11 protein-coding genes are annotated in these 12,095 nt (G+C 69.0%); 6 read left to right on the forward strand and 5 right to left on the reverse strand.

Annotation, left to right across the window (positions count from 1 at the left end; genetic code table 11):
* Positions 1–7: 7 nt before the first annotated feature.
* Positions 8–1,021 carry an aldo/keto reductase gene (locus ACFTZL_RS30550; RefSeq protein ID WP_382589048.1) on the forward strand — a complete coding sequence of 338 codons (1,014 nt, stop codon included), beginning with the start codon at positions 8–10 and terminating at the stop codon, positions 1,019–1,021.
* A gap of 85 nt (positions 1,022–1,106) precedes the next feature.
* Here the strand turns inward: ACFTZL_RS30550 and ACFTZL_RS30555 are convergent, their stop codons facing one another.
* From ACFTZL_RS30555 to ACFTZL_RS30565, 3 genes are all read right to left on the reverse strand, one after another.
* Positions 1,107–1,964: a DUF4429 domain-containing protein gene (locus tag ACFTZL_RS30555; protein ID WP_382589051.1), complete on the reverse strand. Its 858-nt coding sequence runs from the start codon at positions 1,962–1,964 to the stop codon at positions 1,107–1,109.
* A gap of 66 nt (positions 1,965–2,030) precedes the next feature.
* The gene (locus ACFTZL_RS30560) at positions 2,031–3,239 is read right to left on the reverse strand and encodes an alpha/beta hydrolase (RefSeq protein WP_382589027.1); all 1,209 of its coding nucleotides are present in this window, start codon (positions 3,237–3,239) and stop codon (positions 2,031–2,033) included.
* Positions 3,240–3,312: 73 nt separating this feature from the next.
* The gene (locus ACFTZL_RS30565; RefSeq protein WP_382589030.1) at positions 3,313–3,945 is read right to left on the reverse strand and encodes a TetR family transcriptional regulator; all 633 of its coding nucleotides are present in this window, start codon (positions 3,943–3,945) and stop codon (positions 3,313–3,315) included.
* A gap of 127 nt (positions 3,946–4,072) precedes the next feature.
* On the opposite strand from ACFTZL_RS30565, the gene ACFTZL_RS30570 reads away from it, so the two are divergent.
* Positions 4,073–5,698, forward strand: a complete 1,626-nt coding sequence (locus tag ACFTZL_RS30570) for an MFS transporter (RefSeq protein WP_382589033.1) — start codon at positions 4,073–4,075, stop codon at positions 5,696–5,698.
* Between the two features lie 235 nt (positions 5,699–5,933).
* Positions 5,934–6,245: a small hydrophobic protein gene (locus ACFTZL_RS30575; protein WP_382589036.1), complete on the forward strand. Its 312-nt coding sequence runs from the start codon at positions 5,934–5,936 to the stop codon at positions 6,243–6,245.
* Between the two features lie 84 nt (positions 6,246–6,329).
* Here the strand turns inward: ACFTZL_RS30575 and ACFTZL_RS30580 are convergent, their stop codons facing one another.
* Positions 6,330–7,064 (reverse strand): potassium channel family protein, encoded by a 735-nt coding sequence (locus ACFTZL_RS30580; protein WP_382589039.1) that lies wholly within the window; start codon positions 7,062–7,064, stop codon positions 6,330–6,332.
* A 93-nt stretch (positions 7,065–7,157) separates the two neighbouring features.
* Positions 7,158–9,905 (reverse strand): pyruvate dehydrogenase (acetyl-transferring), homodimeric type, encoded by a 2,748-nt coding sequence (gene aceE / locus ACFTZL_RS30585; RefSeq protein WP_382589042.1) that lies wholly within the window; start codon positions 9,903–9,905, stop codon positions 7,158–7,160.
* Between the two features lie 415 nt (positions 9,906–10,320).
* Here aceE and ACFTZL_RS30590 point away from each other — a divergent pair, with 415 nt between their 5' ends.
* The 3 genes from ACFTZL_RS30590 to ACFTZL_RS30600 all read left to right on the forward strand — a co-directional run bounded on the left by ACFTZL_RS30590 (position 10,321) and on the right by ACFTZL_RS30600 (position 12,048).
* A complete protein-coding gene (locus tag ACFTZL_RS30590) occupies positions 10,321–10,758 on the forward strand; it encodes a DUF3052 domain-containing protein (RefSeq protein ID WP_382589045.1) in 438 nt (145 codons plus the stop codon).
* 108 nt (positions 10,759–10,866) lie between these two features.
* Positions 10,867–11,325: a peroxiredoxin gene (locus tag ACFTZL_RS30595; RefSeq protein ID WP_189724922.1), complete on the forward strand. Its 459-nt coding sequence runs from the start codon at positions 10,867–10,869 to the stop codon at positions 11,323–11,325.
* Positions 11,326–11,472: 147 nt separating this feature from the next.
* Positions 11,473–12,048 carry a TerD family protein gene (locus tag ACFTZL_RS30600; RefSeq protein WP_382492964.1) on the forward strand — a complete coding sequence of 192 codons (576 nt, stop codon included), beginning with the start codon at positions 11,473–11,475 and terminating at the stop codon, positions 12,046–12,048.
* The last annotated feature ends 47 nt before the right edge of the window (positions 12,049–12,095 follow it).

Here is a 12,095-nt window from a genome sequence, read left to right on the forward strand (position 1 = left end):
GGTCCCGATGACGGACGGCAGGATCACGACGGCGAAGCTGGGCGACGACGGCCCCGAGGTGGGCGTCCAGGGCCTCGGCTGCATGGGCATGAACTTCGGCTACGGCCCCTCGGACGCGGACGCCTCCCGGGCGACCCTGGAACGGGCGCTCGAACGGGGCGTCACCCTCTACGACACGGCCGACGCCTACGGCGCCGGCGAGAACGAGCGGTTCCTGGCGCCGTTCTTCAAGGCCCACCGCGACGAACTCGTCATCGCGACCAAGTTCGCCCTGTCGATCCCCCCGGACGACCCGACGCGCCGTGTCATCCGCAACGACCCGCCCTACATCCGCCAGGCCGTAGAGGCGAGCCTGAAGCGCCTGGACGTCGACGTCATCGACCTCTACTACATGCACCGGCGCGATGTGAACGTGCCGATCGAGGAGAGCGTCGGCGCCATGGCCGAACTGGTCCGCGAGGGCAAGGTCAAGCACCTCGGCCTGAGCGAGGTCACGGCCGACGAACTCCACGCCGCCCACGCCGTCCACCCCATCGCCGCCGTGCAGTCGGAGTGGTCGCTCTTCAGCCGCGACATCGAGACGAACGTCGTCCCGGCGGCCCGCGACCTCGGTGTGACCCTCGTCGCGTACTCGCCGCTGGGCCGCGGCTTCCTCACGGGCTCCTTCGCCACGGCCGAGGACCTGTCCTCCGACGACTTCCGCCGCCAGCAGCCCCGCTTCACGGGGGACAACGCGACGGCCAACGGGGCCCTGCTGGAGCCCATCCGCGCGGTCGCCGAGGCCCACGGCGCGTCCGTCGGCCAGATCGCCCTGGCCTGGGCCCACCAGCAGTCGTCCCTGCACGGTCTGCCGGTCATCCCGATCCCGGGCACCCGCAAGCCGTCCAGGGTGGAGGAGAACACGGCGGCCACCAGGATCGTGCTCACGGACGAGGAACTCACCCTCCTGGACCCGATCGCGGCCAAGGTCGCAGGCGACAGGTACGCGGACATGGCGTACACCTCGGCGGGCAGGGAGTAGAGGGACCTGCTCTTAAGGGGCGCGGGGAACTGCGCGACAAGCCACGCACAACCCGCGCCCGCCAACGCACCGAACCCGGCAGACGCTAAAGCTCCGCCAGCAACTCCGCCTTCTTGACGGAGAACTCCTCATCGGTCACCAACCCGGCCTGATGCAGCTCCCCGAGGTGGCGGATCCGCTCGGCGATGTCCGCAGGGTCACGGCGGGGTCCACCCGCCGTGACAGCCGCCACCGGACTGGACGTGCGCACCGCGGCCAGCACCGCCGCCGCGAACGGCAGCGACTCGTGCACCGGCCCGTACCCCAGTCCGAACACCACCGCGGCCGGATCCTGGTCGGCCTGCGCGGCCGACCCGCCCGCGTCCCGGTGCAGCAACCGCAGATGCCCTTCGAACACCTCGGGCGAGCGCCACTCGACCCCGTTCAGTTCCCCGACGGGGAAGTTCTGGTCGCCGGCCTTCCACTTCGCCGACGACGCGCCCGTCCAGAACCACCGGAAGTTGACCGTCCGCCCGTCGAACGACGCCTTCCCGTCGTACGCCTTGAACGACAACGGCCCCTTCGGCGGCTCCACGAGGAACCGCTCCGCCGGCCCGGACTCCGTCAGCAGCGCCCGCAGCTCGTCGGCGTAGTACTCCGCGAGGACCTCGCGCTCGGCGGGCAGCACCAGCCGGTAGGGATCGCCGCTCTCCTTCAGTTGCCCGGCGGCCGCCTCCATCAGAGGGTCCGCACCGGGCCGCGGCTCGACGCGCAGCACGACCGTGCCGCGTTTCCCGCGGGTCAGCGTCACCCCGGCGATCGCGTTCAGCGGGACACGGCGTTCCCCGAGCGCCTGAAAGAGCTTAGGTGTTCGAATCCCCCGTTCGTAGCGGATGAGCACGGAGTCGGACTCGAACTCCCAGGCGGCATGAAATCCGGCCAGTACGTCACCCATGCGGCTCATCGTATGCGGCACGCGCTCCTCCGTCCCCCTCCCGAGCAGACCGCAATTTCTTCGTCTCTACGCGCGTCAGGCCGCCGCCGTGCCGGACAAACCGGTCCGGCAGACGCCGTCTTCATGCGCGCAGTGCACCGAGCGGTATGCGCCAACGCCGATCTCTGCGAAATTCATCAGACTTGCCGTACCCGGCTCGAAGTAGCCGGCGTGACCCTTCGCACCCTGGGCCGACAGCACCCGTGCACCGAACCCGGCGGACACCGGGTCGGCCCCGTGGCCAAGACCGCCGACCTCCAGGTAGGGCACGTCCTGGATCCAGTCGTCGGCGTCCCGCATGGCCCACACCCGGGCGGTGGTGTGCAGTTGGGCGGCCTTCTCGACGCGCATGCCGGGGCTGCCGGCCACCGCGATGTCGGCCACCCGGCCCGGCAGCGAACGCGCCGCGACCCCGCACACCACGGAGCCGTAGCTGTGGCAGAACAGCGAGACCGGCTTGTCGCCGGGCAGCGCCCGCACCAGCGCGTTCAGTCGTACGGCACCCTCCGCGGCGCGCATCGCCGTGGCCGAGTCGATGCCGACCCCGCTGGGTGCCGTGTAGTCGGCCCAGGCGATCACGGCCGTACGCGTCGAGGGGTTGGCAGCCTGCTCGGCCGCGTGCAGCGACTCGGCCATGCCGACGGGCGCCGAGTACTTGCGCTGGGTGCGCTGGAAGGTGAGCAGGTCGGTGTCCACGCCGGGCACGACGACCGAGACCCGGTCCGCCCTGCGCAGATTGCCGAAGACCTCCGCCACCCGGCCCGAGCCCTCAGGGTCGAAGGCGAGGATGTGGCGGCCCTGCTCCATGAGGTCTTCGAAGCGGTGCATCCTTCGGCCGGCTTCTTGCTTCCCGACCGCGGTGAGGCGGCTGTCGTGCATGCGTTCCCGCTCGATCTTGCGCGCCTGCTCGAGCGCGACGCGGTTGGCGCGATAGCGCAGCTCGACCGGGGCGCCGTTCATATTGCCGATCGCGAGCGGATACTTGCGGACCAGGCGCGCGCGGTCCTGCTCGGTGAGGGAAGCGAAGAAGCGGGCCAGCTTCGTCGGCTGGGCCTGCGGGTCCGGCAGTCCGTGACCGCCGATCCGGCCGTGCTCCCAAGCGGAGAGCGAGGTTTGGAGCGGTGTGTCGCCCCGCTGGTTGCGCAGGGCCGTCCAGCCGGTGGTCGCCAGCATCACGAACACCACGGCCAGAGCGAGCAGTGCGCGCCAGACGTTCAATTGCGGGGAGGTGTCGAAGGAAGTCACTGAAAGGACACACTAGGAGAACGAGAGGGTCTCGCGTTAACCAAGTGACCGGGATCACGTTTCGGTGTGTGCCCTAAGGGGACTGTTCTGTACGCCAGTTCCCGGCCAGTGCCGGACCCACCTGATCCAGGTATGTCGTGGTGAGTTGGCGCATTCCGGCGAGGCTGAGTTCGTCCCCCGCGGACCACAGCCGCTCGGTGACACGAATCACCCCGCCGAACAGGGCCACGACGATCCTCGGCCGCGGATCCGCGTCCACGTCCAGCCCCTCGCGCTCGGCGATGATGCGCGCGAGCTGCTCCTCCAGTTCCGCCGACCGCCGCAGATGGGCGGCGAACAGCGCGGGCGTCGACTCGATCACCCGGTAGACGCGCAGATGGAGGTCGATCGGCACGATCTCCTCGACGGCCTCGTTGATCGTGTCCCAGCTCTCCAGCACGGCCCGGCGCAGCGCCTCCAGCGGGGCCTCGCCCGGCGGGCGCACCCGCAGGGCCTGGACGACGAGACCCTCCGCGAGCCGCGGCACGAAGAACGCCGTCTCCTCCTTGCCGGCGAAGTAGCGGAAGAAGGTGCGCTGCGAGACGTCGACGGCGGCGGCGATGTCGTCGACGGTGGTCTCGTCGTACCCGCGCGTGGCGAACAGTTCGAGGGCGGCGCGCAGCAGCGCGTCCCGGGTGCGCTGCTTCTTGCGTTCACGCAGGTTCAAGCGGCTCTCTCTCCTCCGGCTCTCCTCCGAACTGTTTTCGCAGTTCAGGCTATCTGAGGGTGTCCTGTCAGTTACCGACTTGTGAATTGGTTTGTCAATTGTCAGTGGCTGTCATTAGCCTCGACGCATGACTAGTCAGACCACCATCGACACGACGGGGTCGGGGGGCAAGGCGCCGGCGGCGCCGTCGGACGCGACGCCGGGCAAGGGGCTGCGGGGACACCCCTGGCTCACCCTCATCACCGTCGCTGTGGGGGTCATGATGGTGGCCCTCGACGGCACCATCGTGGCCATAGCCAACCCGGCCATACAGAAGGACCTCGGCGCCACCTTCGCCGAGGTCCAGTGGATCACCAATGGGTACTTCCTCGCCCTCGCCGTCTCCCTGATCACCGCGGGCAAGCTCGGTGACCGCTTCGGCCACCGGCAGACCTTCCTCATCGGCGTCGTCGGCTTCGCCGCCGCCTCGGGGGCCATCGGGCTGTCCGACAGCATCGCGTTCGTCGTCGTCTTCCGCGTCCTTCAGGGTCTGTTCGGCGCGCTGCTGATGCCGGCCGCGCTCGGCCTGCTGCGGGCCAGCTTCCCGGCCGAGAAGCTGAACATGGCGATCGGCATCTGGGGCATGGTCATCGGCGCGTCCACCGCGGGCGGCCCGGTCCTCGGCGGTGTGCTCGTCGAGCACGTCAACTGGCAGTCGGTGTTCTTCATCAACGTGCCGGTCGGCGTCCTCGCCGTCGTCCTCGGCGTGCTGATCCTGCCCGACCACCGCGCCGAGAACGCCCCGCGCTCCTTCGACATCCTGGGCATCGCCCTGCTGTCGACGGCCGTGTTCTGCCTGGTGTGGGCGCTCATCAAGGCGCCGCCGTCCGAGTGGGGCTGGGGCGACGTCAAGACGCTGTCGTTCCTCGGTGCTTCCGTGCTGTGCTTCGTGCTGTTCGCCTTCTGGGAGACGAAGGTGAAGGAGCCGCTGATCCCGCTCGCGCTGTTCCGGTCCGTGGCGCTGTCCGCGGGTGTCGTGCTGATGATCCTGATGGCCATCGCCTTCATGGGCGGCCTGTTCTTCGTGACGTTCTACCTCCAGAACGTGCACGGCATGGGCCCGATCGACGCGGGTCTGCATCTGCTGCCGCTCACCGGCATGATGATCGTCGGCTCGCCGCTCGCCGGCGCGATGATCACCAAGTTCGGTCCCCGTGTCCCGCTCGCCGGCGGTATGGCGTTCACCGCGATCGCCATGTACGGGATGTCGACCCTGGAGACGGACACCGGCAGCGGCGTCATGTCGCTCTGGTTCGCCCTGCTGGGCTTCGGCCTCGCGCCGGTCATGGTCGGTGCCACGGAGGTCATCGTCGGCAACGCCCCGATGGAGCTCTCGGGCGTGGCGGGCGGTCTTCAGCAGGCCGCCATGCAGATCGGCGGCAGCCTCGGTACGGCCGTGCTGGGTGCGGTGATGGCCTCCAAGGTCAACACCGACCTCGCGGACAACTGGACGAAGGCGGGGCTTCCGCCGCTGACGCCGGAGCAGGAGCACCAGGCGTCCGAGGCGGTCCAGGTCGGTGTCCCGCCGCTGGCGCCGGGCACGCCGGACGCGATCGCCGCGAAGATCACGGACGTCGCGCACGACACGTTCATCTCCGGCATGAGCGCGGCGTCCCTCGTGGCCGCCGGGGTCGCCGTGGTCGCGGTGCTGGTGGCGTTCCTCACCAAGCGCGGTGAGAACGCGGAGGCCGGCGCGGGCGCGGCGCACATCTGACGGCCCCTGACGGGGCGTTCGCCTATCAGGGTGAACAAGACCGCTGACCCCTCCCCTCCGGCGGGCATCGCAGGTCACAGTGGGTCAAGTCCTCCGCAGGGCATGGGGGACGGCCGCTGCGGCGCGCTGCCGGAGGGGGGCAGCGCGCAGGCAGCGGGATTGAGCCTCGTATCCGGGGTACTCGCCATGTCGTACCCGCACCGAACCCCAACCGACCGAGGGTTTACGGGAGTTGATGATGGCGAGCTTCGGACAAGGTACGCGCAGGCGCCCCCGCTCACGTGGCCGGACGTGGTCACGGACCGGGCCGGATCGCGCGACGCTCGGGATCATCGGAGTCATCTGCGCGGTCGCCGGATTCTTCGTGCTGGGGATCATCCTCGGCCCCGCGGCGATCGTCTGCGGCTGGCTCGCCATGGGCCGTACCTGGTCGGGCTCCCGCCCGACCACGGCCGTGGTGGCCCTGATCCTGGGCGCCATCGACACGCTCCTGGCCATTATCTGGCTGGCCGGAACAGCGACTCCGGGCAACGGCCTGCTGTTCTGACCCGGGAGTAGGGACGGGCCCCCGGCCGTCGCGCCGGGGGCCCACCTCTGTGTTCTGCCTTGTGTTCCGCGCCCGCGCCGAGCACTACTCCACCGGCGTCCCCTTCAGCGCCGCCAACTCCCCCCGCAGCGCCCGCACCTCCTCCGCGAGCTCCCGTATCGCCTCTGTCTGCCGGCGCTCCTCCACGTCGTCCTTCTCGAACCGCGCTATGAACCACGCCGCGATGTTCGCCGTCACCACACCCAGCAGCGCGATCCCGGAGAGCATCAACCCCACCGCCAGCATCCGCCCCAGGCCGGTGGTCGGCGCGTGATCCCCGTAGCCGACGGTCGTCATCGTCGTGAAGGACCACCACACCGCGTCACCCAACGTCTTGATGTTCCCGTCCGGCGAGTCCCGCTCCACCGACAGCACCGCCAGCGACCCGAACATCAGCAGCCCGACCACCGCGCCGGCGACATACGTCGTGAGCCTTATCTGCGAGGCCATCCGCGCCCGCTGCCCGACCAGCAGCAGGGTCGACACCAGCCGCAGCAGCCGCATCGGCTGAAGCATCGGCAGCAACACCGCGCCCAGGTCGAGCCAGTGCGTCCGTACGAACCTCAGCCGCTGCTCCGCCAGCGCCAGCCGGATCATGTAGTCGAGCGCGAACGCCCCCCACACCACCCACTCCACCGTGGTGCACACCTCCACCACGTCCCGGCTCGCGTCCGGCCGGACGATCGGCACGGCGTAGGCGACGGCGAAGGCCAGGGCCAGGCCGAAGAGCGGCCGCTGTGTGTGCTGTTCCCAACGGAGTCGGGCCGACTGCTGCTGCATGGCCGCATCGTAGAAAACGTGAAGGGGTGGTGTGCCCACGGTGTGCCCGTGATGCGCACCACCCCTTGACGGGGTGCGACAGGTTTCCGGGTGCTATGCGTCGCCGCCCGCGGCCCCCGGGTCGGCCGCCGCCACGTCGAGCAGCTGGTACCGGTCGATGGCCTGCTTGAGCACCGACCGGTCGACCTTGCCCGTACGGGCCAGCTCGGTCAGCACCCCCACCACGATCGACTGCGCGTCGATGTGGAAGAACCGGCGGGCCGCGCCACGCGTGTCGGCGAAGCCGAAGCCGTCCGCGCCGAGCGACTGGTACGTCTGCGGCACCCAGCGCGCGATCTGGTCCGGCACCGATCGCATCCAGTCGGACACGGCCACGACCGGCCCCTGCGCGTCGGCCAGCTTCCGGGTCACATACGGCACCCGCTGCTCCTCCTCGGGGTGCAGCAGATTGTGCCGCTCGCAGTCCACGGCCTCGCGCCGCAGCTCGTTCCAGGAGGTCGCCGACCAGACGTCGGCCTTGACGTTCCAGTCCTCGGCCAGGATCCGCTGCGCCTCGACCGCCCACGGCACGGCGACACCGGACGCCATGATCTGCGCCGGGATCGAGCCGCTGGTGCCCTCGCTGAAGCGGTGGACGCCCTTGAGGATGCCCTCGACGTCCACGTTCGCGGGCTCGGCCGGGTGCTGGATCGGCTCGTTGTAGACGGTCAGGTAGTAGAAGACGTCCTCGCCGTGCGGGTGCTCCTCGGAGCCGCCGTACATCCGGCGCAGGCCGTCCTGCACGATGTGGGCGATCTCGAAGCCGAACGCCGGGTCGTACGCCACACAGCCGGGGTTCGTGGAGGCCAGGAGCTGGGAGTGGCCGTCGGCGTGCTGGAGGCCCTCACCGGTCAGGGTCGTACGGCCCGCGGTCGCGCCCAGGACGAAACCGCGCGCGAGCTGGTCGGACATCTGCCAGAACTGGTCGCCGGTGCGCTGGAAGCCGAACATCGAGTAGAAGACGTAGACCGGGATGAGCGGCTCGCCGTGTGTCGCGTAGGCCGAGCCGGCCGCGATCAGCGAGGCCGTGCAGCCCGCCTCCGAGATGCCGTCGTGCAGCATCTGGCCGTTCGGCGACTCCTTGTAGGCGAGCAGCAGATCACGGTCGACCGACTCGTACTGCTGGCCCAGCGGGTTGTAGATCTTCGCACTCGGGAAGAACGAGTCCATGCCGAAGGTGCGGTACTCGTCCGGCGCGATCAGCACGAACCGCTTGCCGATCTCCTTGTCCCGCATGAGGTCCTTGAGGAGCCGGACAAAGGCCATCGTCGTCGCGATGGACTGCTGGCCCGAGCCCTTCTTCACGGTCGCGTATGTCTTGTCCTCGGGGAGAGCCAGAGGCTTGGACCGGACGACACGCGTCGGGACATAACCGCCGAGTCCCTGGCGGCGGTCGTGCATGTACTGGATCTCCTCCGAGTCCCGGCCCGGGTGGTAGTACGGCGGGACGCCGGACTCCAGCTCCCGGTCCGAGATCGGCAGGTGGAGGCGGTCGCGGAAGCGCTTGAGGTCGTCGACCGTGAGCTTCTTCATCTGGTGCGTGGCGTTGCGGCCCTCGAAGTTCGGGCCCAGCGTCCAGCCCTTGATCGTCTTGGCGAGGATCACTGTCGGCTGGCCCTTGTGCTCGGCCGCCGCCTTGTACGCCGCGAAGATCTTCTTGTGGTCGTGACCGCCGCGCCCCAGGTGCAGGACCTGGTCGTCGGTCATGCCCTCGACCATCGCGCGCAGCCGGTGGTCGTCACCGAAGAAGTGGTCGCGGATGTACGCGCCGGTCTCCGTGGCGTACGTCTGGAACTGTCCGTCGGGCGTGGTGTTCATCTTGTTGACCAGCACGCCGTCGCGGTCCTGGGCGAGCAGCGGGTCCCAGCTGCGGTCCCAGACCAGCTTGATCACGTTCCAGCCGGCACCGCGGAAGACCGACTCCAGCTCCTGGATGATCTTGCCGTTGCCGCGCACCGGGCCGTCGAGCCGCTGGAGGTTGCAGTTGACGACGAAGGTCAGGTTGTCCAGGCCCTCGCGGGCGGCGAGCGTGAGCTGGCCCAGCGACTCAGGCTCGTCCATCTCGCCGTCGCCGAGGAACGCCCACACCTGCGACTTGGAGGTGTCGGCGATCCCGCGCGCGTGCATATAGCGGTTCATCCGCGCCTGGTAGATCGCGCCGATCGGGCCGAGGCCCATCGACACCGTCGGGAACTCCCAGAAGTCCGGCATCAGGCGCGGGTGCGGGTACGACGACAGGCCGTACGGCGCCTTCGACTTCTCCTGGCGGAAGCCGTCCAGGTGCTGCTCGCTGAGCCGGTCCAGCATGAAGGCGCGGGCGTAGATGCCCGGCGAGGCGTGGCCCTGGAAGAAGACCTGGTCGCCGCCGTCGCCCTCGTCCTTGCCGCGGAAGAAGTGGTTGAAGCCGACGTCGTAGAGGGAGGCGGAGGACGCGAACGTGGCGATGTGGCCGCCGACGCCGATGCCGGGGCGCTGGGCCCTGGACACCATCACGGCCGCGTTCCAGCGGGTCGCGTTGAGGATCTTCCGCTCGATCTCCTCGTTGCCCGGGAAGAACGGCTCGCTCTTGGTCGGGATGGTGTTGACGTAGTCCGTGCTGCGCATCTCCGGCACGGCCACGCGCTTCTCGCGGGCCCGCTCGATCAGCCGCAGCATCAGGTAGCGGGCGCGTTCCCGGCCACGCTCGTCGACAGCGGCGTCGAGGGAGTCGAGCCACTCCTGCGTCTCTTCGGGGTCGAAGTCAGGAACCTGACTCGGAAGGCCGCCAATGATGATCGGGTTGCGATCGGATGCGGAAGCCACGCTGTTCCTTACCTGTCGGAGGGCCGTGCGGGGGCCGCTGCTTCGCTGGGGTCGCTGGGCGATGTCGCTCGGCTGCGCCGCCACCCATGGTCTACCTCGGGGCCGTAAACGTCATCTCTACCGAGCGGTAACCCGGGCGGGAGCTCGGCTATGTGACGTATGGGGCGAATACATTCGAGTCTCGTACCCACAGACGATTCCCAAACGCCCAAACAGGGCAGAAAGGTGTGGTGTACGTCACCTCGGACCATGATGGTGTGCCTGGAGTTGCGGTGACACGGCCAGGATCGTCACCGTTTCGGCGGTCTGAACGGCCGGGTACTTGCGCGATCCGCCCCGCCCGTGTGGACTACGGCCAATGCTTCGCGCACGCGCGTGGCTGAGACATTCCCAAACCATGATCAGGAGGCAACCCGTGAGCGCGACCGCGGACCACGCGGAGGAGCGGACGAACCCTGCCGCCAGGCTGGGGTTCCAGCCCGGGCAGGTGGTCCAGGAGATCGGCTACGACGACGACGTGGACCAGGAACTCCGCCAGGCCATCGAAGGCATTGTGGAGAGCGACCTGGTGGACGAGGACTACGACGACGTGGCCGACGCCGTTGTGCTGTGGTTTCGTGACGACGACGGCGACCTGACGGACTCGCTGGTCGATGCCACCACGTACATCGAAGAGGGCGGCGCGATCCTGCTCCTCACGCCGAAGACCGGCCGTTCGGGCTATGTGGAGCCGAGCGACATCTCGGAGGCCGCCACTACGGCGGGTCTGACGGCGTCCAAGAGCGTCAGCGTCGGAAAGGACTGGAGCGGCAGCCGGCTGGCCACGCCGAAGGCCGCCAAGTCCAAGCGTTAGTCGTTCGGACGGGGCGGGTCGACGCTGTCGGCCCGCCCATCGGCCTGTCCCGGTGCCTGCGTAGGGTGGTCCCCACCCCAGAAGCCGCACGAAGGGACACCCACCACGATGGCGATCCAGGTCGGCGAGAAGGCCCCCGACTTCGAGCTCAAGGACAACCACGGCGCGAGCGTGAAGCTGTCCGACTTCCGCGGCGAGAAGAACGTCGTGCTGCTCTTCTACCCCTTCGCCTTCACCGGCGTGTGCACCGGCGAGCTGTGCGAGCTGCGTGACAACCTGCCGCAGTTCTCCGACCGCGACACCCAGCTCCTCGCCGTCTCCAACGACTCCATCCACACGCTGCGCGTCTTCGCCGAGCAGGAGGGTCTGGAGTACCCGCTGCTGTCGGACTTCTGGCCGCACGGCAACGTCTCGCGGGCCTACGGCGTCTTCGACGAGGACAAGGGCTGCGCCGTGCGCGGCACCTTCGTCATCGACAAGGAGGGCGTCGTGCGGTGGACCGTCGTCAACGGCCTGCCGGACGCGCGCGACCTGAACGACTACGTGAAGGCGCTCGACACCCTGTGACGCCGGTCGGGCGTCATGCGCCCGACACCCGCTGAATTCCCTGCTTCAGGGCCTGGGTGGTGCGGGAACCCGTCACTAGGATCGACTCGTTGATCCGACATCCGAGCACAACGGGGCATCCCGCCCCAGAACACCAATGGAGGACTCGTGGGAGTCAGCCTCAGCAAGGGCGGCAACGTATCGCTTAGCAAGGAGGCGCCGGGCCTGACCGCGGTCATCATCGGTCTGGGGTGGGACATCCGCACCACGACCGGCACGGACTTCGACCTGGACGCCAGCGCGCTGCTGCTGAACAACTCCGGCAAGGTCGGCAACGACCAGCACTTCATCTTCTTCAACAACCTCAAGACGCCGGACGGCTCCGTCGAGCACACCGGCGACAACCTCACCGGTGAGGGCGAGGGCGACGACGAGCAGATCAAGGTCGACCTCGCCGGCGTCCCGGCCGACGTAGAGAAGATCGTCTTCCCGGTCTCGATCTACGACGCCGAGACCCGCCAGCAGTCCTTCGGCCAGGTGCGCAACGCGTTCATCCGCGTCGTGAACCAGGCCGGCGGCACCGAGATCGCCCGGTACGACCTGAGCGAGGACGCCTCCACCGAGACCGCCATGGTCTTCGGTGAGCTCTACCGGCACGGCGCGGAGTGGAAGTTCCGCGCCATCGGCCAGGGCTACGCCTCGGGCCTGCGCGGCATCGCGCAGGACTTCGGCGTGAACGTCTGAGCCGACGACCTCAAGGTCTCACCATCCGGCGCCGCACGGTTTACGTG

Origin of the sequence: Streptomyces sp. NPDC056948, from assembly GCF_042674225.1 — a bacterium.
Classification (GTDB): domain Bacteria; phylum Actinomycetota; class Actinomycetes; order Streptomycetales; family Streptomycetaceae; genus Streptomyces; species Streptomyces purpurascens.